Genomic DNA, 22,722 nt, shown 5'->3' on the forward strand with positions numbered 1-22,722 from the left:
GACGGCTACGTGCGTGCTCGACGAACAGGGGATTCCGAGCCGCTACGCTCCGGGTCTGCGGCGGCCGGTCTCGACGACCGCGTCGGTGAGCACGTCGACGCCGATGCCGAGGCACCGCTCGTCCACGTCGAACGTCGGCGTGTGGTGGTTCGTCGGGTGGTCCGTCCCGACGATGACGTAGGAAGCGAGGCCGCTGTTCCCCTGGACGTGCTCCATCAGGAACGTGGCGTCCTCGCTCGCGCCGAACTCGACCGTCGAAACGACCTCCTCGACGGCGTCGTGGTTCCTCGCGACGTGGCCGATCAGGTCGCGGAGCCGGGGGTCGCTGTCGACGCGTGGGGATTCGCTGATGACCCTGGGCGTGACGTCGCAGTCGTGCATCTCGGCGGCGGAGTAGAGGACCCGCTCGAGTTCGGTCCGCGCGTACTCCATCAGCGCCATCGTCTCGCCCCGCACCTCGCCGTGGAGCGTGATCTCCTCGGCGATCACGTTGCTCGCGATCCCCCCCTCGATCCGGCCGAGGTTCACCCGCGTCATCCCGTCGGCGTGCCGGGGGATCGCGTAGGCGTTCTGGATCGCGGTGGCCACCGCCTGCATCGCGTTCGCGCCCTCGTTGGGCGCCTTGCCGGCGTGCGCGCTCGCACCCTCGAACGTCGCGGTGAGGTGGGCCATCGCCAGCGGCTTCTCCACCCCGGCGACGATGGTCCCCGTGGGGGTGTCGAGGCCGACGTGGAACCCGAGCAGGTAGTCGACGTCGTCGACGTGGCCGCTCTCGGTCATCGGCTTCCCGCCCCCCGAGATCTCCTCGGCGGGCTGGAAGAAGACGCGGAACGTCCCCGAGAAGTCGCTCTCCTTCACCGCCTCGATCGTGCCGAGCGCGATCGCGAGGTGGGCGTCGTGGCCGCAGGCGTGCATGTAGCCGTCGTGCTCGGAGACGAACCCCTCGTCGGCCGGGCGGTGTCCCGGTTCGTCGGACTCCTGGAGGGAGATGGCGTCGAGGTCGACGCGGAGCCCGACCGTCGGCCCCTCGCCCCGTTCCAGGGTGGCGACGACGCCGGTGTGGCCCGCGGCGGTCAGTTCGAGGACGTCCTCCCGTGCGCCGGCCGCCCGCGCGCGCTCGTGCCAGAACGCCAGTTCTGACTCGTCGGGGACCGCCATCCGGTGATCCGTCGAGAGCGCCTCCCGGCCGACGGCGATTCGGTCGACCCCGAGCCGTTCGAGCTCCTCGACGACGCGGCTCGTCGTCCGGAACTCGCACCACCCGGGCTCGGGATACCGGTGGAACTCCCGCCGGAGTTGCGGCAGGCGGCTCCGAATATCGTGAGAAAGCATACCACGGTGATATGTCACGCCGCACCTTAAGCGTACGCAGTCGTCGCGTGCGGTGGACGCGAAGACGGCTGAGGGACACCCGGCGACGATCCCATCGCCACTCGACGAACCGACTCGAACCCTACCCGAGGTGGGCGACCGCGTCCATCTCGACGTCGACGTCCTCGGGGAGTCGCGACACCTCGACGCAGACCCGGGCGGGCGGATCCTCGCCGAATCGGGCGGCGTAGGCCTCGTTGACGCGGTCGTAGTCGTCGAGGTCGGTCAGGTAGACGGTCACCTTCACGACGTCGTCCAGCCCGTCGCCGCCAGCCGCCTCGACGACCGCGGCGACGTTGTCGAGGACCTGCTCCGTCCGGTCACCGACGTCGCCCTCGACGGGCTCGTCCGTCGCCGGGTCGACCGGGCCGTAGCCGGAGACGTACAGCGTGTCGCCGGCGCGAACGCCCTGCGAGTAGGGGTTGTCGGTGCAGGGTGCGCCGTCCGTGACGACCGGGTCGGTCATCGTGCCGTCGCGGCCTCCGCGGTGACCTGTTCGATCGCGTCCGCGACGACGTCCATCGCCGTCTCGGCGAGCTCCTCGGTCAGCACGAGCGGCGGGAGGAGCCTGAGGACGTTGCCGTGGCGGCCGGCCGTCCACACGAGGACGCCGCGCTCGAAGCAGTACTGCTGGATGGCGTCGACGACCTCGCCGTTCGGGTCGCCGTTCTCGTCGCGGAACTCGGCGCCGACGAACAGCCCCCGGCCGCGCACCTCCGCCAGGCGGTCCGTTCCCTCGCCGGCCTCTCGGAGCCGGTCGCGGATGGACGAGCCCAGTTCGCGCGCGTGCGCCAGGAGGTCGTGGTCCTGGATGTACTCGATGGCGCGGGTACCCGCCCGCATGCCGACGACGTGGCCCCGGTACGTGCCGGCGTGATCTCCCGAGCCCCACGTGTCGAGGTCCTCGTGGTACATCGTCGCCGACAGGGGGAACCCGACGCCGCCGAGCGCCTTCGCGGACGTCATGGCGTCGGGCGTGACGCCGGCCCAGTCGCTGGCCCACCACTCGCCCGTCCGGCCCAGGCCGCTCTGGATCTCGTCGAACACGAGCGGCACGTCGTTGTCGTCGGCGATGTCGCGGAGCCCCCGGAGGAACCCCTCCGGCGGCGTGATCACGCCGCCCTCGCCCTGGATCGGCTCGACGAAGATGCCAGCCGGGTTCGCGAGCCCGCCGTACGGGTCCTCGATGATCGCCTGCACCTCCTCGAGCGCGTGGTCGACGGACTCCTCGGGGGTCTTCCCCTGCCGGAGGGGATTCGGGTACGGCGCGTGGACGACGTCGCCGAGCAGCGGCGTGTACGCCTCCTTGAACCCCGTGTTCGAGGTGAGGCTCATCGCGCCGGTCGTCGCGCCGTGGTAGGCGCCGCGGAAGGCGACGAGGCCGTCGCCGCCCGTGTTGTACTTCGCGAGCTTGATCGACGCCTCGATCGCGTCGCTCCCGGTCGGGCCGCCGAACACGACCCGGTTCTGCCCCTGCAACCCGGCCGGTGCGATCTCGTCCAGCTTCTCGATCAGTTCGAGGCGGGCCTCGGTGGGGAAGTCGACGGTGTGGACGAGCTTGTCCGCCTGCTCGTGGACCGCCTCCAGGACGTACGGGTTGGCGTGGCCGACGTTGAGCACGCCGATGCCGGCGAACAGGTCGATGTACGTGTTGCCGTCGGCGTCGCGGACGGTCGCCCCCTTCCCCTCCTCGAACGCGATGGGGATGTCCTCGGGGTAGGCGACCGCGCTGCTGTCGATCTCGCGCTGTCTCGCCAGCAGGTCCCGGGAGTTCGGCCCCGGCACGTCGCCGACGTCCGGTGCGTCCTCGAAGTGCAGCTCCTCGATCGGCGGTCCGGCTGTCATGTGTGGTGGCATGAAGAACGAGGATAAATAATTTGTCCACGAATACCATACAGGTCGTACACAATAGTCGTTTTCGAGTTGGCGAGGGGGGTGCGGCGTGGACATCCGTCACTCGTCGAGTGCCGCGCCCCGTCGAGTGGGCGGTCGGCATCGAGACGGTCGGGAACGAGACTGTCGGCACTCGGGGGAGTTCCTCGAAAGTGGAACGAGACCGGCCAGCATGTTCACCTGGCGGTCATCGTCCACCCAAGCTAAGGCGATCACCGGTGGATGCCGGGCCGCCATCGACTGCTAGCCTGTACCACGGAATAACTCTTGTGTCGGCCGGGAGTGCGACGGGACGACTGCGTCCGCCGCACCTGGTCCGGATTCGACACGTCTGTCGTGAGCGTCGACTGGGAGGAGGTGAGGGTGTCGCGGTCACTCTTCTGGACGAGACGCGTGCGTTACGGTCGGAGGCGAAAAACGCCGGGCCGTGTCGAGCCGCCGAACCGGCGTTCGGGTCTCGATCGACGCCGATGTCTGTGGGTTCTCGGAGGGCTGCGCGATCAGCCCTACGCGGAGGTATTAGCACAACTAGATAAATCCTCTGACGGACGATCGAACGGCCGACACCCGTTCGGCGGCGGTTCCGTCGCTTCGACCCCCGGCCGATAGTCGCTCGAGGAGACGTCGTCGTGAACGGACGTCGGCCCGAACAGGTAACTAACCACGGAGCTACGTCCGTCGCATGGTCGACGTGAGCGGCCACTTCGGGATGGCGCTGCTGTTCGCCGCGCCGGCGTGGATCGTCTGGGGACGACGGGGCGCGCTCGGGTTCACGGCGTTCACGCTGACGACGGCGATGTTGCCGGACGTCGATCTGGTGCTCGAGGCGTTCCTCCCGGTCGTCCACCACGGCGTGACCCACACGGTCCTGTTCGTCGCGCTGGTGAGCCTCGTCTTCGGCGCCGTCGCGGCGCACTGGCTCACCGATCGATTCAACGACCATCCGTGGATCAGGAGCACCGCCATCTCCAGGGAGACGGTTTTCGTCTTCGCCACGGGAGGGCTGCTCACCGGCGGAATCAGCCACCTCTTCGCGGACGTGCTCTCGGCGCCGGACATCGCGGCGCCGCTCTCGCCGTTCTGGCCGATCTATCCGGAACCGGTGATCGTCGACGCCATCTACTACGGGTCGCCGATCTGGAACTTCGGGCTGCTCGCCGTCGCGTCCTCGATCCACTTCGTGCTCGCGCGCTACGAGAGCTACCCGCTCGACACGCGCTACCGGATCGGAGGCCGGACCGAGTCCGGGAAGCCGCCGTCGTAGCGACTTCGCGCGGGTGACGTGTTCATCGGGAGGAGACGGAGCCGTGGAGAGATGTTTATAGGCCCCGAACGGGAACCCTTTCGTGGTGGCGATGACGAACGTTACCCCCGCCGAGCCCCTTGTGACGAAGGCTTTCAACTGAGCCACCACATCACTTCCCGTATCAGAACCATCTCGGAACGTTCGAGTGACCACACCGGCGAGCGACCACACAATTATCCGGATCGCTCTCCTACTGGAAGGGATGGCAGATGACAAACAGGGCCGAGACGACCAAGCGGACGACGAAAAGCGGCGCCAGCAAGAGCGGATGCAGGAGGAGGCGCGTACCCGCGCCGATGAACCCGAACCGATGCGCGGCGACCCCGGTGAGCGGCTCGGTGACCTCGATGACGAGCTCGAAACCCACGACTATCCGACCACGACGGACGAACTGGTCGAGGCCTACGGCGACTACGAGATCGAAACCCAGGGTGGGGAGGAATCCCTCGAGGAAGTGCTCGCCCCGACTGACAACCAGACGTACGACTCCGCCGACGACGTTCGCAGCCGGGTACTGGGACTACTCCATCGCTGACGAACACGTCCCAATTACCCGGTCTAGCAATTGAGGAACCTCTGACTCTGGGACGTATATCCTCTGTACGTAGCTTTCGAACAGTCTCGGAGCTCCCTGTAACGTTCACATGGGCTAATATGAACCAACCGCTCAGTAGAATTGCGTATATCCCGCACCAGATACCGTTCATCGTCCTGATTTCATAGCGAATGACAACTGCAGAAAGTACTTATCACCCACTTGAATACCGGAGAGTAGAATGTCTCTGGAGATTTCACGTCGTTCTGTCTTCTCCCTGCTGGGGGCCACAGCGACGGTCTTTGTGAGTGGCTGCTTTGGCTCGGCGTACGACCCTCCACCCGGAAGCCTGACGCTGAGTAACCACCACGACCAGAGCCATACGGTGACGGTCACTGTGACGACAGACGGGGAGACGCGGAGCGAGGAGTTCACCATTCGTGCGGGAAAGAGCCGGACGATAGAGGGGTACATCTCCCAAGCGGGAACGCACACTGTGGTCATTGAGGCCGACACTGGAGACACCCATGAGATGGAGGTCGAAACGACAATCAGGGCGAATGGGCTGGCAGGCCAGGCATTCAGCGTCTCCGTGATGGAGGACGGAGACCTCATCACTAGTGCCGGGATATACGACTGAACTACTGCCTCTCACAGTTAGTCCTACACCTTACGTAGTGTTCGAACGATGTTGGAGACGCTCGTGTTTTTCACGGCACTCCATCAAGATCAGCCGATACGTGAAGCCGTGAACTGAACATCGACGCGAGCGACGTCCGTATCGCATATTCAGCGTGGTTTCAACTCGAAACGGTAGTGAATCCACGTATACAACAACGAGGGCACAACGTGGGACTATGATTATGACTTCATTCGACGTGTAGTAGGGCGGATCACTAATGTCATCGTCCGAAAATAACAGAGCAAACGGACCGTCGGAACGGTATTTCTCGGCCGTTGGGGCCGGCGCGGCGATCTTAGGCCTCGTGACCTATGTAATATCAGCTTTATTACATCCGTGGACACCGCCGCACGAGACGCAGGCTGCCTTCGCGGATTATGCGGTCGAATCGACGTGGGCGCTCTACCACCTAGGAGAGCTCCTTGGAATCCTGCTGATGTGTACCGCTATCCTAGCCCTGACGTGGCGACTCCGCAGAGGTGTTGCCGGAGTGTGGGCGACTCTTGGTGGCGCTGCGATGGTGGTCTGTGCAGGTGTCTACGCCGTCTTCATCGCGGTAGACGGTGTCGCTCTCGGAATCCTGGTCGATCGCTGGGCAGAGGCAGGACCGGAACAACAGGAACTCATGTTCGAGACCGCCTTCGCCGTTCGACAGATCGAAGGCGGACTCTTCAGCATCCAGTGGCTGATGTTCGGCATCGCAGCCGGACTCTTCGCGGGAGCGTTCTTCGCCAGTGCCGAGACACCGTTTCGACTCGGATGGCTGAGTGGCATGGGCTGGCTGAGCGTGGTCGCCAGTCTCGGAGCACTCTCCTTTGGAGTTGTCCAGGCGCAAACCGGATACTCCGACCTGTCGATGGCCTTCCAAACCGAATTATATTTTGGCGTGGTTTGGGTCGTCGCCGTCGGGCTATTTCTCTACCGGCACCCGGTACACGTCGATACGCTCGATGAGGTCTCCCACCGAGAGGACGACGAGCAACGGCACGACCCGGCTAGCTGAAGGCGTCGAAATTGCAGTGAGAGGATTCGGAATGCTCCTCACGAAAATAGAGTCGAGAGATTCCCGGTTTCAACTCGGGCCGTTCCACCGCTCACCTGTACTTAGCGACTCCCGCTACACCTGTTCGTCTCACTCGTTGTGATTTCCAGCAATCGATCCAGTAGTAGCTCGCGTGTCTGCCCTGGAGAGCCGCTTGTGACGAAGGCATTCAACTGAGCCACCACATCGAAGCCGTTCTACTCACCTCTCTCCCCAGTCGACCGACCGTTTCTCGGACCACGGACTGAACTTCGTCCACCTGACCTCGCCTCCACAATCCGCCGGTATCGCACATCGGTATGGTCCGGTTCCATCGTGGTCCGGTACGTACTCGACGCCATCCGACGCCGATCCGTCGGCATCGGTTTCCAACCCGCAAAATCGCTTAAGCGCGTAGGGTCGGCCTACCGAGTCGATGGCGAACTACGACGCCACCGACGGGGTCGAGTACGGTCAGCTTATCCACCGACGAGGGTTCCTGAAACTCCTCGGGGCGGCCGGCGTCGCGGTGGCCGGGGACGTCGCGAGCGGTTCGGCGTCCCCGTCGGCCGGGTTCGGGTACGGAGGGGTGCGGACGACCGATTCCTGGACGCCGCCCGCGAGGGATTCGGCGGACGAGGACGATATCGACGGCCGGTCGGCACCCCCGCACGCCCCCGTCCCGGACGACGACGCCAGCCAGGGGTACGGAGAGTTCTGGTACGGTGGCTGACGTCGCGATCTTCGAACATTTCATGATTCAACGATGACGAGAAACCACGACTACGAGACGCCCTCCGAGGGAACGACCGACTGGCACGTCCCGCTGAACGCGAACTTCGAGCGGATGGACACCGACGTCGAACTCCGCGACGTCGAATCGAAACTCGGCGACTACGTCCCCAAACCGGGCGCCAAGTTCCTCGCGACCGACACGGAGAACGTGTTCCTCGGCGACGGCGAGCAGTGGAATCGACTCGCCTCGGCCGGCCGCCACCCCTCGTTCGAGGCGGTCGACGTGACCGGCGGGTTCACCGACCCCGCCGGCGTGACACACTCCGGCGAACTCGCGGAGAAGAGCGACCTCGCCTGGGGTCGCGGGAGGGCGAGTATCGGCTACCCCCGCCCGAACGACGGTCTGGCCGGAGTCGCCGAGGCGGTCGGGTCGAACCGGACCGTCGTGCTCGAACCCGGCGGGACGTACGCCGGTTCCGAGACGATCACCGTCGATCCCGGCCAGGGGGACGCCGTGATCGACGCCCGGGGTGCGATCCTCGACTACACCGGGACGGGCGTCTGCGTCGATGTGCTGGAGAACGCCACCGATGGGGCCGCCGGACGGGTCCGCTGGGTCGGCGGCGAGTTCCGGGGGCCAGGCCAGGGTACCGGCACCGCGTTCCGCGTCACCGACTCGTCCGCACACGACCTCTCGCCCGACCGCGTCGGCGTCGGGAAGGACAACGGGTGGCAACGCGCGTTCTACCTCCGCGTCGTCGACCACCGGACGGAGGCCAACGCCATCCACGACGTCCTCGGGATCGAGAACTGCGACCGCTGGGTCCTCTTCCACGGGCCGAGCGACACGGACGGCGACGGGGCCGGGTCGTTCCGGTTCACCCGCGTCGAGAACCTCGTGGGCGACGTCGACGGGACGCCGGCCATCGAGACTACGGCCGACACGAACCCGTACAACTCGACGTTCGCCCACCTCACCGGGTCCGTGAACGTCCAGGACGGACGGTTGCTCCACGTCGCCGGGGGGTGGGCGTCGTCCGAGATCTACGACCTGTTCGCCGAGGCCGGCGACGCGAACTCGGGGTGCGTGATGGACTTCGGACCGGTCTCCAGGACCCCGATGGCGATCCACTCGATCGAGGGGGGCGGGAGCATCGACGGCGTCGACGGCGCCGTCGCCGGTCAGCGCGGGATCGAACTCCGCGGGTCCCTCGCGGCGGACGGGTGGAGTCTGCGGAACGTCGGCGATCAGCGGTTGACGATCGGCGGTGACGGGGACGCCGCGACGTTCGACGGGAACTCCGGCGTGTTCGAGTTCCGGCAGGACGGGAGCACGACGACCGCGTTGCGCCCGGACCAGACCGTCATCCCCGAGCGCGACCTGACCGGCGTCGACCCGGAGTCGGGCGCGATCGCCAAACACGACGGGAGCGGTTCACCGAGCGAGTCGCTGTGCTTCGAGCAGGCCGGGTCGTGGTACAACGTCGTCGACGGATCGACGTTCTGACGGGGACGGGCGAGCGGAGTCCTCGGTCCGCGGCGTAGTCGCCACCCCCCGGCTCAGTCGTCGGGTTCCGACTCGGCGCTCCGACTCAATCGCGGGACTCCTCCTCCCGTTCGCCGAGGTGCGCGCGCAGGGTGTCCACGTCCTTGTTGCCGGCGCCGGTGTTGAGCAGGACGACCGTGTCGTCCGGCCCGAACTCCCCCCGCTCGGCGAGTTCGAAGGCGCCCGAGACGGCCGCGGCGGGGGTGGCGCCGACCTCCAGGCCCTCGGTCCGGGCGACCTCGATGGCGGCGTCGAGGATTGCCCGGTCGCTCGTCGCGACCGCGCCGCCGTCGCTCTCGGCGAGGGCCTCCAGGATCAGCGGCGAGGCGCCGGGGTCGGGGACGGCGATGCCGTTGCAGGCGGTCGTGATGTCGATCCACGCCTCGTGGACCTCGGTCCCCTCCTCCCAGGCGCGGACGACCGGCGCGCAGCCCTCGGCCTGCGCGGCGTACATCCCCGGCAGCCCCTCGGAGAGCCCGAGCTCCTCGAACTCCTTGGCGGCCTTGTGCATCCCGACGAGGCCGACGCCGCCGCCGGTCGGGTAGACGACCGCGTCGGGCGTCTCCCAGCCCAGTTGCTCGATGGTCTCGTGGGCCATCGTCTTCTTGCCGTCGTGGCGGTACGGCGTGACGAACGTCTTGGTGGAGTACCAGCCCGCGCGGTCGCCCTCCGCACCCTCGGCCATCGCGGCGGCGTACTCGGAACCGGCGTCGGTGATCTCTCCCTTCGCGACCCGGAGGTCGCCGCCGTGGACCTCCGTCATCGCCTTCTGGGTGAACCCCGCCCTGTCGGGGAGGAACACGTGCGCGTCCATCCCGGCGCGGGCGGCGTAGGCGGCCGCGGACTGGCCCGCGTTGCCGGCGCTGTTGAGCGCGATCTCCCGGGCGCCGTGCTCGCTCGCGGCGGTCATCGCGGCGGTCTGTCCGCGGTCCTTGAACGTCCCCGTCGGGTTCCGGCCCTCGTCCTTGAGGTACACCGCGCCGACGCCCATCCGGTCGGCGAGCGTCGGGCACTCGACCAGCGGGGTCGCCCCCTCGTCGAGCGACACGGCCGCCTCGCGGGGGAACGGGAGCAGTTCCTCGTAGCGCCACATCGAGTCGAAACGGCGGGTCTCGATCGCCTCGCGCGTGAGGTCGACGCGGTCGAGGTCGTACTCGGGGTCGAGCATGCCCCCGCAATCCGGACAGCCGTGTGTCGTCGTCTCCGGGTCGTGGAGCGCCTCGCAGTCCACGCAGCGGAGGCCGACGAACGCCTCGGTGGTTCGCATGGGCGAGGGTTGGCCGGCCGGGACTAACCGCTTTGCGCCTCCGGTCCTGGTGTCCGGGAACGAGGGTGTTCCCTGGAGTGGTAGGCGGTACTCGTAGCTTCTCGTGCCTGGAGGTAGTGCTCGTCCTCCTCACAACCGCGGTTGCGGCGCAAAAGCCCGAGACGGCGAGCGAACGCGACGGATACGGACGCTCCCTCGAACGGCTTCCCGACCTCGAACCACTCCCCGAAGACGAGCTAGTCCGCGGTGTTCCCGTCCGCCTCCGAGTCCGCGTCCGCGGTCGGCGCGGCGTCCAGCGCCCACTCGTCCGAACCCAGGAGCGACGCGGGAACGCTCACCGACTCCCCGTCCAGCCCCTCTGCGTACTCGAACGTGTACGTCGGCGGCTCGTACTCCGCGGGCGACACCAGCGGTTCGTTCTTCCGGAAGCGCCGCGCGGCGAGCAGCACCGGCGTCCGGCCGGCCGCTTTGCCCGGCACCTCGCGGATCTCGTCGATCCGGTACCACTGCGGCAGGCGCTCGCGGAGCTTCTCCCCGAACCGGGTGTCGCGGAAGCGACCCGAGACGACCGCCGAGAGCGTCCCGTTCTCGGCGAGCCAGTCGCGGGCGCGCTCGACGTACAGCGCGGAGGTGTCGTAGGTGTAGTACGCCGTGTCGTACTCGGCGTACGCCTCCGCGGCGGGCCCTTCCGCGATGTTGCGGCGGAGCCGCGCCGGGAACCGGCCGACGACGTACGCGAAGTCCTCGCGGTCGAGGGGGTCGGCCGCGCGCGCCTCGCCTGGCGCGCCGAGCGTCGTCTGCGCGTCCGGGCGCACGAGCGGGTCCGTAAGGTGTATCTGGAGGGGGTCGAGCGTGAACTCGGACTCCTCCCAGCGCGCCTCCCGGTAGTCGTCGAACAGGCGGAGGAGCAGGCGCGTCTCGGTCACGCGGCACGCCAGCGGGTCCGGCGTGGCGCCGACGAGTCGCCCCTGGATCGCCCGCAGGCGCTCGCGCGGGTCACCGTCCGACGCGGCGTGCGGCCGACGCAGGCGGTCCGCGGTCGCGAGGAGGTATCGCCCGTCGCCGACCGCCGGGTCGAGCAACGCGCCCTTGTCCGCCGGGAACGCGATCCGGTCGAGGACCGCGTCGGGGAGCGGGTCCCCCGCGTCGACCTCGATTCCGGGGAGGTCGAGCACGTCGAGCAGGCGGTCGTAGGCGAGCGCCGCGCGCCCGCCGTCGACGTCGAACGCGAAGTGGTCGAGGTACCAGAGGACCCGCGAGAACGCCTCGACGACCGCGTCGTGCTCCAGCGCCCAGTCGCACAGCGGCGGCGCCCGGCGGTCGTAGAGGTCCGCGAACGACTCGCGGGCCACGAGCAGCAGGTCGCCGGCGTCGCGTTCGACGCCGAACTCCTCGGCGAACGACTCGAACCGCTCGACCGCGTCGCCGGTCAGCGTCTCGTCGCGGAGGTCCATCCCCTCGGCGACGCGGACGACGAACGCCTCCTCGAGCAGCGAGAACGCGGCGACCCGGACGAACGCCCGTTCGTTCTCCGAGGGCGTGAATCCGGTGCGGTTTGCACCGCGAACCCAGGAGCCGTAGGCGGCCCGGAGGTCGCTGACGGCCTCGCCCTCGCGCCGGTGCTCCAAGAGGCGCAGGCGGGCGGGCGCGGCCCCCGTGTCGTCGCCCGGTCCCCGGAGCGCGGCGTCGACCGCGGACTCGAGGGCCGTCTCGCGGTCCTCGTAGGCGTCGGTGCGCCCGCGGACGTCCGCGAACGCCTCCTCGACGGCCGGGACGAGCACGTCGGTCACGCAGTCGCGGAGCGTGCCGACGAGCGTGCCCAGCCCGTCGTCGTCCGCGACCGAGTGGCGGCCGGGCGCGTCGAACTCCTCGTAGCGCTCGGCGGCTGACAGTTCGGCCGGCCGGAGCGCCGTCAGTTTCGCGACCGCGAGTTGCTGGCCCGGGCGGAGGGTCTGCGAGAGCCGACCGCGCCGGCCGGCCGCGACGACCCGGTCCAGCGGGACGTCCGTGTGGACGGTCGCGGCGACGCCGTGGTGCGTGACCGCGTCGGCGTCCTCGGCCTCGGCCGCCTCCGCCGCCGACACGCGCTCGTAGGCCACGAGGCGGTCGGTGCTGGCGGCGACGACGAACTGCACGTACGGCTCGCCGCCCGCCGCGGCGAAGGCTGCGTCGACGGCCGCGTCGACGTCGCCGCCCCGACCGACGGCCGCGAGCGTCGCGGCGACGTTGCCCGCGTCGTCGCGGAACCGCGCGACCGCCCGGTTCCGAACGTAGCTCGATTCGTCGTAGCCGAGGACGCCGGCGAACAGGTGCTCGCACAGCGCGGCGGCGACTGTCTCTGCCGTGGCGGACGGTCCGAGCCCCGACTCGATCCGGTCGCACGCCTCGACGACCCGTTCAACGAAGCCCTGACCGTATGCTCCCTGTGACATGACACACCAGGTGAATCTACTCCTGCTCCTCCCCGGAGGTACCTAAACCTGTCTCCCCGGAATCGCAATACTGAGAGTTGTCTTGCGTGCGTCCGCCCCTCGGCTGACGGATTCCGACGGTGTCGCGTCGGTCGTGACGGCTGTCGAACTGCTTCGGGCACTCGACGGAATCTGACATCGGGGCTGTCCGGTCCGATCGGACCGTCGGCGATGGGTCCCGCTGCGATGGTTCTGACGGTGACAAAACATATACCTTCGTGTAGAGCTGAGTATGGTACCTTCGGACTACTCGACCGATGAACGATTCCAGCCCATCCCCCCCTGACAGCGACGCCACGCGACGGTCCCCCGCCCGTTCCGGCGGCAGAGTTAGGTCCGGCCGGCCCGTGACGCCCGGTGTGAACGACGCCCAGACGCTCGCGGTCCGGGTGGGATCGGAAGTCGCATGAGCGACGTCGACGCCGACCTCGAGGGTCGAACGGCCCTCCCGGTCGAAGAGGCAGCCGCGCTCGTCGACCGGGTGACCGACAACGTGCAGCGCGTCATCGTCGGCAACGACGCCGCAGTCGAGCACATCCTCGTCGGCCTGCTGGCACGCGGCCACCTCCTCCTGGAGGACGTGCCCGGAGTCGGGAAGACGATGCTCGCGCGCTCGCTCGCGCGATCGATCGACTGCGAGTTCCGCCGCGTGCAGTTCACCCCCGACCTCCTCCCGTCGGACGTCACCGGGGTGAACGTGTTCAACCAGAAGACGAGCGAGTTCGAGTTCCAGCCCGGCCCCGTGTTCGCGAACGTGGTGCTCGGCGACGAGATCAACCGCGCGCCGCCGAAGACGCAGTCGGCGCTGCTCGAGGCGATGGAGGAGCGGCAGGTGACCGTCGACGGCGTCACCCGGGAGCTCCCCGACCCCTTCACCGTCATCGCGACCCAGAACGACGTGGAGCCGGGACGGACGTACGAGCTCCCCATCGCCGAGATCGACCGCTTCGTGAAGAAGCTCCGGCTCGGCTACCCGGAGGCGGCCGACGAGGCGGAGATGCTCTCGCGGACGGCCGGCGAGCACCCCATCGAGTCGCTCGACGCGGTGGCGACCGTCGAGGACGTCCGCCGCGCACGCGACACGGTGAGCCAGGTCGAGGTGAGCGAGCCCGTCCGCGAGTACGTCACGGGGCTCGCGCGCTACACCCGCGAGAACGCCCAGCTCGGCGTGAGCCCGCGCGGCAGCATCGCGCTCGTCAGGGCCTCGCAGGCGCGTGCGGTCATCGACGGCCGCGACTACGTGATCCCCGACGACGTCCAGACCGAGGTCCCCTCCGTGTTCGCCCACCGCATCCGCCCGCGGACGGGCAGCGAGACCGGCGCCGACGTGGTGACGGACGCGCTCGACGCGGTGCCGGTGGAGTGAGCCGATGCGGCTGACGCGACGCGGGTGGGTCGTGGTCGCCGTCGTCGCGCTCGCCGCGGCATCGGCGGGGCTGTTCGGCCCCCGGGCGCTCAACGCGGTCGTCATCCCGGGGCTGGTCGCGCTCGGAGCCGGCTACCTGCAGCTCAGGCGGTTCGAGGCACCACGGGCCGCCCGCGAGACGCCGCCCGACGCCCACGTCGGCCACGAGGGGACCGTCCGGCTCTACTTCGGCGACCCCGACGGAACCCGCCCGGACCCCGAGGAGGGCCTCTCGCGCCCGTTCGCCGGCAGGGTCCGCGAGTCGGTGGGCGACGGGCTCGCCGCCGAGGAGACGTCCTTCGAGACGGTCGTCGGCGGCGACCCGGTCGAGTACGAGGTCCAGTACGGGGCTCGGGGCCGCCACGCGCTCGGCCCCGCGAGCATCACCGCCCGGGACCTGCTCGGCCTCCTCGAGATCGACGTGGCGACGAGCGAGACCGCCGGCGTGCTCGTCTACCCCCGCGTCCACGCCATCGCCGGGTGGGCGCGCCGCGACCTCCGGGCGCTCCACGAGACGGGTGTCCACGAGGAGCGCCGCGAGTTCGACCGCCTCCGCGAGTACGACCGGGGCGACTCCCTGCGCGACATCCACTGGAAGTCCACCGCCAAGCGCGAGGACCTCATCGTGAAGGAGTTCGCCGCCGAGGCGGAGACGGAGGCCGTCTCGGTCGCGGCGGGCGCGGCCTCGGCGACGGAAGCGTCCGACCGGATGGCCGAGGCCGCCGCGAGCATCGCGCTCGCGCTCGTCGAGGACGGCGTCCCCGTCGACCTCGTCCTGCCGGACGGCACCGTGTCGGCCGGTCCGGACCGCGGGAGCCAGGTGCGCCTGCTCGAACGGCTGGCGCTCGTCGGTCCCGGCCGGGTCGCCACCGAGGAGGCCGACATCACCATCTACGGCCGGGCGGACGGCGTCGAGGTCGCCGTCGGCGGCGAGGCGGTCGACTTCGAGGAGTACGTCGGCTCCTACCGACCGACCTACGGCGTCACGCGCGGCGCGGAGCGCCGGGAGGTCGAGGCGTGACGGGCACTCGACACGGGAGGTGGCTCACGTGAGCACGGTCGTTCCGCTCCCTGCCCACACTCACCACCAGGGGTGGCTCGCGTGAGCTACCTCACGCGCTTCGCGTGCTCGGAACTCACGAGCGGAGGTGTCCGCTCGTGAGCGGGGGAACGGACGGCCTCCGCTCGATGCGAAGCGGCGGGCGCGAACCCGAGTATGCCCGACGCGGCGCGGAGACTGAACACGACTCCTGGACGTCGATCCGGCGCCTGCCGGCGCTCGGCGTCGCGCTCGCCGTGGTGGCGTTCCTCTCGGCGTTCCACCACATCCTCGACGTCGTCGGCGGCGTCGAGTTCCTGGTCCTCGAGGTGCTCGTGACGGCCCTGCTCGCCGTCTGGTTCGCGGGGTTCCTGCGCGAGCGCACCGCGGTCGCGCTGACGGCCGTCGGGCTGGCGATCGCGCTGATCGCGTACTTCTACTCGGTTCCCCAGAGCGCCCGGTCGCTGTTCACCGCGTCTCGGGTCGCATCGGACGTGCTGGCGCTGCTCACGGGGCTGTCCGTGCTCCGCCTGCTGAACGTCGGCGCGTGGGCGCTGCTGCTCGCGCCGGCGCCGACGTTCCTCGCGGTGTACCTCGCGGCGCGCGAGCGGTACGTGTGGGCCGCCGGGGTCGCGGGGCTCACGACCGGCTTCTTCGTCCTGACGGGCGACGTGGGGCCGGCGGCCGCGGTCGCCTGCGCGGCCGGCATCACGATCGCGGTCGGGTTCGCCGGACTGGCGGCCGCGGGTCGACGCGGCGCCCTCGCCCAGCTCGACACTGTCACCGTCATCGTCGCCGCGATGGTCGTGCTCACCTCGGTCGTCACCGTCGTCCCGGGGAGCGCGAACAACCCCGTCCTCCCCGGCGGCGAGAGCCCGTCCGTCGAGTCGAGCGTGGTGTCCAACAGCGACCGCGTCGCCGTCCTGGGGAGCATCGAACTCTCACCCGCCGTCCGGTTCGTCGTGGAGTCGGACCGCCCGGAGTACTGGCGCGTCGGCTCCTACGACCGCTACACCGGGCAGGGATGGGTGCGTACAGGGGACACGAGCCCCTACAGCGAGGGCAGCCTCGATGACCCCCCGGGCGAGTCGGACTCGCTCAGACAGGAGGTGACCGCCCGCTCGACGCTCGACGCGATGCCGGCGGCGTGGAAGCCCACGTCCGTCAGCGGGGCGGTGTCGGACACGGCCCAGGTGACCGAGCACGACGGCCTGCGGCCCGGCACGTCGCTCCTCGCGAACGACAGCTACGTCGTGGAGAGCGAGGTGCCCAACGCGACCGACGGCCAGCTCCGCCGCGCCGGCACCAACTACCCCGACGAGGTCGCCTCGCGATACACGCAGCTCCCCAGCAGCACGCCCGACCGCGTCGACGAGCGGACCCGCGAGGTCGTCTCCGAGTCCGGCGCGAACAACCCCTACGACGCGGCCGTCGCCGTCGAGGAGTACCTCGAGGCGAACAAGGACTACTCGCTGGACGTGCCGCCACCGAGCGGCGACACGGCCGACCGCTTCCTGTTCGAGATGGACGAGGGCTACTGCGTCTACTATGCGACGACGATGGTTGCGATGCTCCGGACGCAGGGCATCCCCGCCCGGTTCGTCACGGGCTACACGTCCGGCCAGCGCGTCGACGAGGACGAGTGGGTCGTCCGCGGCCTCGACTCGCACGCATGGGTCGAGGTGTACTTCCCCGGCCACGGCTGGATCCGCTTCGATCCGACGCCGAGCGACCCGCGGGAGTCGGCCGAGACCGAGCGCGTCGAGGCCGCCCGGACCGAGGGCGACGAGAACGTCGACTCGGACGGCTCGGAGAACGGCACCTACGAGACGCCCACGCCGACGCCGAGCGAGACGCCCACCCCGAGCGAGAACGGCACCGCGGCGACGCCCGACCCCGGCGAGGTCCGCGGCCCCGGCGGCGGGCTCGGCAACGCAACGTTCGGGACGCCGAGGGGCGGCGTGCCCGGGTCGGGGGCCGCGACGACGAACGCTACCGACACCGAGGAGGACGAGGGCGGGTGGGCGCCGACCCGTCGCGACGGGGTGCTCGGCGTCGCCCTGTTCGTCGGCCTCGTCGCCGGCGCCCGCAGGCTCGGGATCACCGAGCGCGCGTACCGCGTCGTGTGGCTGCTCTATCAGCCGCGACGGGACCCCGACGCGGACGCGGTGCGCGCGTTCCGCCGCCTCGAGTACCTCGGCGCCGTGGCGTACAGACCGCGCCGGGCCGGCGAGACGCCGCGGGAGTACCTCGACGCGCTCGCCGCCCACGGCTTCGACGAGCGCGTCGGTTCGGTGGGGCGCGCGTACGAACACGCCCGGTACGGCGGCGGCGCGAGCGACGGGGAGGCGGACGACGCGGTCGACACGACTGACGCGCTCGTGCGCCGCTACGCCCCGGTGCTCCGCCGGTTCGCCTCCTGACCGGGACGGAACGGAACCCGCCGATTCGGGCCTCCTCGGGCCGGGAACCGGGCTACCCGACACTGTTTAATATGGTGGTCCTGTAGGTCCGCCTGGAAATGTCCGAGGTATGCTCGACGTGCGGGTTACCCCAGGAACTCTGCGTCTGCGAGGACGTCGCGAAGGAGTCCCAGGAGATCACGATCCGCATCGACGAGCGAAGGTACGGCAAGGAGGTAACGGTCATCGAAGGGTTCGACCCCAAGGACGTGGATATGGATTCGCTCTCGAGCGACCTGAAGTCGAAGTTCGCCTGCGGCGGTACGGTGGAGGACCAGTCCATCGAACTGCAGGGGAACCACAGCGGTCGCGTCGAGGACTTCCTCCGCGAGAAGGGGTTCAACGTCGCGTGACCGGTACCTGAACACCCGCCCGTCGAGCGTCTTCTTTCGAACGACACCGTCCGCCAGCGGACGCGCCGCCCCCCGTTCCGCCGACGTCCGGTCTGCGTTCCGTCGAGGAACGTATTTCCGACGCGGAGCCGAACCCGTCGACGAATGCGTCCCTGGACTCCCGTCCTCGTCGCCCTCCTCGTCCTCTCGACCGTCGCGCCGGCGGCCGGTGCCACCGCGCCCGTCGGCCCCGCCTCCCCGCCCGGGTCGACCACGTCGTCGACGGCGTCGACCGATCTCGCGAACGCGACGGTCGTCGACGGGGCGGACGCCACCGCCGCCACCCGCGAGATCCGCCTCGATTCGACGCTGGAACTGACGCCCGACCGGCCGGGCGAGATCGACGTCACGCTCCGGTTCACCGTCCCCGAGGAGGTCTCGTCGCTCTCGACCACCCTCTCGCCGAGCGCCGAGGTCGTCTCCACGTCCGGCTTCTCCGCGGGGGAGGGGACGAACCGGTACGAGTGGGACGAGCGGACCGAGGCGCCGACGCTCACCTACCGGATCCCGGCCAACCGAACGACCGAAACCGTGCGGTTCGCCGGCGACGCGGGGGCGACGAACCGAACCGGCGTCCCGAGAGCGGGTCCTGCGAAGTCGGTCGACGCGACGGGAGCCCAGTCCGCCGGCTACCTGTTCGTCGACACCGGCCCCTGGGCGCTCGTGGGGACGCCGAACCCCGGCGTCCAGTGGCGCTATCGGGGCGACGCGCTCTCGCTGAACCGGACGACGACCGTCGCCGGCGAGGGCGCGGCCGGCGACCGGATGGCGTTCCTCGGGAGCCAGAAGACCCACACCAGACGGGCGAACGGCCAGACGTTCCGGCTCGTCGTCCCAAAGGCGGCCGACATGGCCGAGGACCCCGAGACGGTGCTGGACTCGCTGGCGGACGTCTCGGGATCACTCCGGGTGGGCGACCGCGACGAGACTGTGTTCCTGATCGCCGCGCCCGCGGGACCGAACTGGGGTGTCCGCGGGCTCCAGACGGGCGACGCGGACGCCTGGGTCGGGGCCGAGGAGCGGCTGGACACGCCGCAGAACGCCTGGATCCACGAGTACGTCCACATGAGACAGGGGTTCGAGACGACGACCTCGGCGAGGTGGGTCGTCGAGGGGAGCGCCGACTACTACGCGGCGCTGTTCACGCTCCGACAGGAACGGATTGGCTTCTCCGAGTTCGCCGCCGACCTGGCGCGCGGGCACCGGGACCCGTACGCCGACGCGGTGCTCACGGAGCCGGGGACGTGGGGGACCGAACACGGCGCGGGAGCGCAGTACGTGAAGGGGTCGCTCGTGACGGGCGAACTCGACCGCCGCACCCGCCTCGCGACCGACGGCGGCGGGACGTTCGGCTCGGTGCTCGCGCGGCTGAACGCCCGGTCCGAGCCGGTGACGAGCGAGATGTTCCTGAACGCCGTCGAGGAGGTGGGCGGCGACGGGGTCGCTGATACTGCGGACAGGTACACCCAAACTTCGTCGGTGCCCGAGATGTGGTCGCAGCCCGACCACGACGAGGCGTTCGGGGAGCTCCCGGCCCGCGTCGCGTTCACCCCGCCCGACGCCGCGGTCGTGAGCGGGCCGTACCGGAACGGGACCCGCGCCGCGCCGCTGTCGCTCGCGACCGGCGAGACGCTGACCCTCCGGACGGCGGCCGAGAACGTCGGCGGCGCGACCGGCGAGTACCTGCTCACGCTCCGGGTCGACGGCGAGCCGGCGGCCGAGGCGACCGGTCGGCTCGACCCCGGCGAGCGGACGAACGTCTCGGTCTCGCACACCTTCGAGCAACCGGGGACGTACACGGTGTCTGTCGCGGGGCGGAGCTATCGGGTCGAGGTGCACGAACCGGCCGACCCGTCGGTCGTCTCGGTCCGGGCGAACCGGACGACGGTCGGGACGAACGAGACGGTCAGGGTGACCGCGACGGTGTCCAACGACGCGGCGGTGCCGGCCGGGGGCGAGGTGCCGGTGGTCGTCGACGGCGAGCGCGTCCGGACCGAGGCGGTCCGGCTGGCGCCGAACGCGACGCGGGAGCTGTCAGTCCTCGTCCGGTTCTCGGAACCCGGCGAGCACCGCGTCTCGTTCGACGACGAGGGCACGACCGTGACCGTGCGGGGCGACGGTGTCGTCGGAACCGACGTGACGATGCCCGGATTCGGGGCGGCAACTGCGCTCGGGGCGCTCGGTTCGGTCGCTGTACTCGGGGCGGTGCTGTCGGCGCTGTCGGGGCGACGACGGCGAGATCGATAGGGGAAGGAGACGACGCCAGTCGGGAAAGGGGAGACGAGTCGCGCTAGCGGTCGCGGTCAGAACGGCGACTGCGGTCCCTCGTCGGCCTCGCCCTCGGGGGCGTCGGTCTCGAGGTCGCCCTCCCACTCGGTGAGGCCGCCGGCCATGCTCTCGACGGTGGCGTCGGCGGTGCCCTCGAAGGACTTGATGAGCCGCGCGGCCTGCACGCTGGCCTTGCCGTGCGGGCAGACAGTGACGATGCGCTCGGCGCCGCTGAGCCCCTCGACGCGGTCGGGGAGTTCCTGGAACGGGACGTTCTCTGAGTCCGGGATGTGTCCCCCCGCGAACGCCCGCGGGGACCTGATGTCCACCACGCGCACGTCCGCCCCGTCCTCGAGGAGTTCCTCGACGTCGGTCGGGGAGAGTTCGCCGTCCATGGGCGTGTGAAGTCGGCCGGGGAGGAAAAGTACGTCGCCGAGTACGTTGGAGCCCAATCGGCTCGTTCCGATGAAGGACGCACGGTCAGCGCATTCTTGCGGGTGGCGCGCGTGACTGCGAGCCCGGAGGGCGAGCACTCGCGCGCGAGGGATGAGAAGCACAGCGAGCGTCAGCGAGCGAGCATCGCAGTCGGCTGGGGAGGCCGGTGGTGTCTCGTCACGCCAAGCAGTTGTCCACCACTACTCCCTAACCGAAGCGACGACGTACCTACCCGAACCTCGACGACACCGGGAATTCAGAGAAGATCTTCCTCGCTCGCCAGCAATACGCCCTCTATAGTAGCGTCGTTCGTCGACCCCTCCCGCGCCACCTCGACCGCCTCCGCCACCGGCACCGACCGCGGCGTCAGGAACTCGTTGTCGTCGAGCGACTGCTCGGCCGGCGTCAGGTCCTCGGCGAACACGAACGCCCGGCGGTGGCGCAACAGCCCCGTGCAGCACCACACCTCCTGCAGGAGCGCGGTGCTCCCTGCCTGGAACCCGGTTTCCTCCTGGAGTTCGCGCTCCGCGGCGGCCGTGTACGACTCGCCGGCCTCGACGATGCCGGCCGGGAGTTCGAGCTGCGTCCGCCGGATCGTCGGCCGGTACTGCTCGACGAACAGCAACTGATCGTCGGCGCGGGCGACGACGACGACCGCGCTGGCGAGTTCGGCCCAGTAGTAGCGCTTCCGGGAACCGTTCGGCTGTTCGACGAGGTCGTAGCCGGCGGTCACCCAGCCCGTCTCGTACTCCACGGCGCTCTCGACGACCGGCCACTCGGGCTCGCCGGGCCAGGAGTGTCGTCGGCCGTCGTCGAACGCCGGCGGTTCGGTGGGATCGCGGTCGTTGGTCGGATCACTGTCGCCGGACCCGTCGGTGTCTTCGGTCGGGTCGCGGTCGTCGGTCGGGTCGTCGCTCATTCCTGGATCACCTCGATGCGGTATCTAGTCCCCTCGTACGTCACGAACGCGGCGTCCTCTGTCGTCGCGCCAGCCGGCGCGAACTCCCGGAGCGACTGGAGTTCGTCGAACGGCGAGTTCGTGAACGCCTCCTTGAGTCCCCACGGCCCGCGCCGGTAGGCCGACGACCGGCCGTCGTCGCTCGCCAGCGCCTCGAACAGGTACGGGTACTGCTGCTGCGAGAAGTTGCCCACGTCGAGCGCCGGGCCGTCGTCCGCCTCGTTCGCGGCGAGGTAGTACGGGTCCCCCGCGGCGAGGAACTGCGGGAGCGCCCCCAGCGCCAGCAGCGCGACGACGACGCCGACGAGGAGGAGGAGCCCGTTCCGGGCGATGGGTCGCATACGTCGGCTTCGGCGGGCCGTCGCAAACCGGTTACGCCTCGCGGTCGTCGGTCCCGGACTGTTCGTCGTCGCCCTCGCGTTCGTCCTCGAGGCCGTCCGCGTCGGTTCCGTCCCCCCCGTCCTCGACGGTCCCGTTCTCCCCGTCATCGCCCGTCGAGACGTGTTCGCGGTACACCCGACCGAACGCCCGACGGCGGAGCGTCCCCAGCGCGGCCTCCCGCTCCTCGTGGAACGTCGCCGCGACAGCCACGCCGCCCTCGCCGGCGAACGGCACCGGGTGCCAGACGACCCGCTCGACGTTCTCGCTGCCGGCGACGTCCGACTCGTACTCGGGGTGTGAGTCGAGCCACTCCTCGAACTCCTCGCTCGTGCCGACGTGCACGCGGAGGAGCGAGGCGAACAGCGCGTCCCGGACCGTCTCGATCACCTCGCGGGTGACGCGTTCGCCGTACTCCTCGCGGTCGAACTCCATCGCCTTCGCGGCCTCGCGGACGGCGACTTTCGCCGCCGGCACGAGCTCGTCGTACTCCTCCCGCGCCTCGTCCGGCGTCTCGGGCGCCAGCGTCCCCTCGGTGTCCATGTCCGGCTAGGCGGA

General features: G+C 69.7%; 20 protein-coding genes. 11 read left to right on the forward strand and 9 right to left on the reverse strand.

Annotation, left to right across the window (positions count from 1 at the left end; genetic code table 11):
- Positions 1–42 precede the first annotated feature (42 nt).
- From HUG10_RS11150 to HUG10_RS11160, 3 genes are all read right to left on the reverse strand, one after another.
- A complete protein-coding gene (locus tag HUG10_RS11150) occupies positions 43–1,332 on the reverse strand; it encodes an amidohydrolase (protein ID WP_179169650.1) in 1,290 nt (429 codons plus the stop codon).
- Positions 1,333–1,453: 121 nt separating this feature from the next.
- A complete protein-coding gene (locus HUG10_RS11155) occupies positions 1,454–1,837 on the reverse strand; it encodes a Rid family detoxifying hydrolase (protein WP_179169651.1) in 384 nt (127 codons plus the stop codon).
- On the reverse strand, positions 1,834–3,216 hold the full coding sequence (locus tag HUG10_RS11160; RefSeq protein WP_179169652.1) for an aspartate aminotransferase family protein: 1,383 nt from the start codon (positions 3,214–3,216) through the stop codon (positions 1,834–1,836). Before HUG10_RS11160 ends, HUG10_RS11155 begins: the two co-directional genes overlap by 4 nt.
- A gap of 730 nt (positions 3,217–3,946) precedes the next feature.
- Here HUG10_RS11160 and HUG10_RS11165 point away from each other — a divergent pair.
- The 6 genes from HUG10_RS11165 to HUG10_RS11190 all read left to right on the forward strand — a co-directional run bounded on the left by HUG10_RS11165 (position 3,947) and on the right by HUG10_RS11190 (position 9,050).
- Positions 3,947–4,528: a metal-dependent hydrolase gene (locus tag HUG10_RS11165; RefSeq protein ID WP_179169653.1), complete on the forward strand. Its 582-nt coding sequence runs from the start codon at positions 3,947–3,949 to the stop codon at positions 4,526–4,528.
- A 244-nt stretch (positions 4,529–4,772) separates the two neighbouring features.
- A complete protein-coding gene (locus tag HUG10_RS11170) occupies positions 4,773–5,105 on the forward strand; it encodes a DUF5789 family protein (protein WP_179169654.1) in 333 nt (110 codons plus the stop codon).
- A 241-nt stretch (positions 5,106–5,346) separates the two neighbouring features.
- Positions 5,347–5,745 carry a hypothetical protein gene (locus HUG10_RS11175; protein WP_179169655.1) on the forward strand — a complete coding sequence of 133 codons (399 nt, stop codon included), beginning with the start codon at positions 5,347–5,349 and terminating at the stop codon, positions 5,743–5,745.
- Between the two features lie 259 nt (positions 5,746–6,004).
- On the forward strand, positions 6,005–6,790 hold the full coding sequence (locus HUG10_RS11180; protein WP_179169656.1) for a hypothetical protein: 786 nt from the start codon (positions 6,005–6,007) through the stop codon (positions 6,788–6,790).
- 454 nt (positions 6,791–7,244) lie between these two features.
- On the forward strand, positions 7,245–7,541 hold the full coding sequence (locus HUG10_RS11185; RefSeq protein ID WP_179169657.1) for a hypothetical protein: 297 nt from the start codon (positions 7,245–7,247) through the stop codon (positions 7,539–7,541).
- Positions 7,542–7,574: 33 nt separating this feature from the next.
- Complete coding sequence (locus HUG10_RS11190; RefSeq protein WP_179169658.1) at positions 7,575–9,050, forward strand: hypothetical protein; 1,476 nt, start codon at positions 7,575–7,577, stop codon at positions 9,048–9,050.
- A gap of 85 nt (positions 9,051–9,135) precedes the next feature.
- On the opposite strand, the gene HUG10_RS11195 is transcribed toward HUG10_RS11190, so the two are convergent.
- Positions 9,136–10,356 (reverse strand): threonine synthase, encoded by a 1,221-nt coding sequence (locus tag HUG10_RS11195; protein ID WP_179169659.1) that lies wholly within the window; start codon positions 10,354–10,356, stop codon positions 9,136–9,138.
- Between the two features lie 236 nt (positions 10,357–10,592).
- The gene (locus tag HUG10_RS11200) at positions 10,593–12,788 is read right to left on the reverse strand and encodes a hypothetical protein (protein ID WP_179169660.1); all 2,196 of its coding nucleotides are present in this window, start codon (positions 12,786–12,788) and stop codon (positions 10,593–10,595) included.
- A 445-nt stretch (positions 12,789–13,233) separates the two neighbouring features.
- On the opposite strand from HUG10_RS11200, the gene HUG10_RS11205 reads away from it, so the two are divergent.
- From HUG10_RS11205 to HUG10_RS11225, 5 genes are all read left to right on the forward strand, one after another.
- The gene (locus HUG10_RS11205) at positions 13,234–14,193 is read left to right on the forward strand and encodes an AAA family ATPase (RefSeq protein ID WP_179169661.1); all 960 of its coding nucleotides are present in this window, start codon (positions 13,234–13,236) and stop codon (positions 14,191–14,193) included.
- Positions 14,194–14,197: 4 nt separating this feature from the next.
- Positions 14,198–15,253, forward strand: a complete 1,056-nt coding sequence (locus tag HUG10_RS11210) for a DUF58 domain-containing protein (RefSeq protein ID WP_179169662.1) — start codon at positions 14,198–14,200, stop codon at positions 15,251–15,253.
- A gap of 137 nt (positions 15,254–15,390) precedes the next feature.
- On the forward strand, positions 15,391–17,694 hold the full coding sequence (locus HUG10_RS11215; RefSeq protein ID WP_246310132.1) for a DUF3488 and transglutaminase-like domain-containing protein: 2,304 nt from the start codon (positions 15,391–15,393) through the stop codon (positions 17,692–17,694).
- Between the two features lie 98 nt (positions 17,695–17,792).
- Positions 17,793–18,086, forward strand: coding sequence for a stress response translation initiation inhibitor YciH (gene yciH, locus HUG10_RS11220; protein ID WP_179169663.1), 294 nt, complete (start codon positions 17,793–17,795; stop codon positions 18,084–18,086).
- 144 nt (positions 18,087–18,230) lie between these two features.
- A complete protein-coding gene (locus HUG10_RS11225; protein WP_179169664.1) occupies positions 18,231–20,372 on the forward strand; it encodes a hypothetical protein in 2,142 nt (713 codons plus the stop codon).
- A gap of 56 nt (positions 20,373–20,428) precedes the next feature.
- Here HUG10_RS11225 and HUG10_RS11230 read toward each other — a convergent pair whose 3' ends face one another.
- The 4 genes from HUG10_RS11230 to HUG10_RS11245 form a co-directional block, all read right to left on the reverse strand.
- Positions 20,429–20,788 (reverse strand): rhodanese-like domain-containing protein, encoded by a 360-nt coding sequence (locus tag HUG10_RS11230; protein WP_179169665.1) that lies wholly within the window; start codon positions 20,786–20,788, stop codon positions 20,429–20,431.
- 296 nt (positions 20,789–21,084) lie between these two features.
- On the reverse strand, positions 21,085–21,747 hold the full coding sequence (locus HUG10_RS11235; protein WP_179169666.1) for an NUDIX hydrolase: 663 nt from the start codon (positions 21,745–21,747) through the stop codon (positions 21,085–21,087).
- Positions 21,744–22,127: a hypothetical protein gene (locus HUG10_RS11240; RefSeq protein ID WP_179169667.1), complete on the reverse strand. Its 384-nt coding sequence runs from the start codon at positions 22,125–22,127 to the stop codon at positions 21,744–21,746. Before HUG10_RS11240 ends, HUG10_RS11235 begins: the two co-directional genes overlap by 4 nt.
- Positions 22,128–22,158: 31 nt before the next feature.
- The gene (locus tag HUG10_RS11245) at positions 22,159–22,707 is read right to left on the reverse strand and encodes a DUF5809 family protein (RefSeq protein WP_179169668.1); all 549 of its coding nucleotides are present in this window, start codon (positions 22,705–22,707) and stop codon (positions 22,159–22,161) included.
- Positions 22,708–22,722: the final 15 nt, after the last annotated feature.

Source organism: Halorarum halophilum (genome assembly GCF_013401515.1).
In the GTDB taxonomy this organism is placed as follows: domain Archaea; phylum Halobacteriota; class Halobacteria; order Halobacteriales; family Haloferacaceae; genus Halorarum; species Halorarum halophilum.

Coding starts and splice junctions, on each gene's coding strand:
- HUG10_RS11150 (WP_179169650.1), bottom strand. CDS start 1,332: ATGCTTTCTCACGATATTCGGAGCCGCCTGCCGCAACTCCGGCGGGAG.
- HUG10_RS11155 (WP_179169651.1), bottom strand. CDS start 1,837: ATGACCGACCCGGTCGTCACGGACGGCGCACCCTGCACCGACAACCCC.
- HUG10_RS11160 (WP_179169652.1), bottom strand. CDS start 3,216: ATGACAGCCGGACCGCCGATCGAGGAGCTGCACTTCGAGGACGCACCG.
- HUG10_RS11165 (WP_179169653.1), top strand. CDS start 3,947: ATGGTCGACGTGAGCGGCCACTTCGGGATGGCGCTGCTGTTCGCCGCG.
- HUG10_RS11170 (WP_179169654.1), top strand. CDS start 4,773: ATGGCAGATGACAAACAGGGCCGAGACGACCAAGCGGACGACGAAAAG.
- HUG10_RS11175 (WP_179169655.1), top strand. CDS start 5,347: ATGTCTCTGGAGATTTCACGTCGTTCTGTCTTCTCCCTGCTGGGGGCC.
- HUG10_RS11180 (WP_179169656.1), top strand. CDS start 6,005: ATGTCATCGTCCGAAAATAACAGAGCAAACGGACCGTCGGAACGGTAT.
- HUG10_RS11185 (WP_179169657.1), top strand. CDS start 7,245: ATGGCGAACTACGACGCCACCGACGGGGTCGAGTACGGTCAGCTTATC.
- HUG10_RS11190 (WP_179169658.1), top strand. CDS start 7,575: ATGACGAGAAACCACGACTACGAGACGCCCTCCGAGGGAACGACCGAC.
- HUG10_RS11195 (WP_179169659.1), bottom strand. CDS start 10,356: ATGCGAACCACCGAGGCGTTCGTCGGCCTCCGCTGCGTGGACTGCGAG.
- HUG10_RS11200 (WP_179169660.1), bottom strand. CDS start 12,788: ATGTCACAGGGAGCATACGGTCAGGGCTTCGTTGAACGGGTCGTCGAG.
- HUG10_RS11205 (WP_179169661.1), top strand. CDS start 13,234: ATGAGCGACGTCGACGCCGACCTCGAGGGTCGAACGGCCCTCCCGGTC.
- HUG10_RS11210 (WP_179169662.1), top strand. CDS start 14,198: ATGCGGCTGACGCGACGCGGGTGGGTCGTGGTCGCCGTCGTCGCGCTC.
- yciH (WP_179169663.1), top strand. CDS start 17,793: ATGTCCGAGGTATGCTCGACGTGCGGGTTACCCCAGGAACTCTGCGTC.
- HUG10_RS11225 (WP_179169664.1), top strand. CDS start 18,231: ATGCGTCCCTGGACTCCCGTCCTCGTCGCCCTCCTCGTCCTCTCGACC.
- HUG10_RS11230 (WP_179169665.1), bottom strand. CDS start 20,788: ATGGACGGCGAACTCTCCCCGACCGACGTCGAGGAACTCCTCGAGGAC.
- HUG10_RS11235 (WP_179169666.1), bottom strand. CDS start 21,747: ATGAGCGACGACCCGACCGACGACCGCGACCCGACCGAAGACACCGAC.
- HUG10_RS11240 (WP_179169667.1), bottom strand. CDS start 22,127: ATGCGACCCATCGCCCGGAACGGGCTCCTCCTCCTCGTCGGCGTCGTC.
- HUG10_RS11245 (WP_179169668.1), bottom strand. CDS start 22,707: ATGGACACCGAGGGGACGCTGGCGCCCGAGACGCCGGACGAGGCGCGG.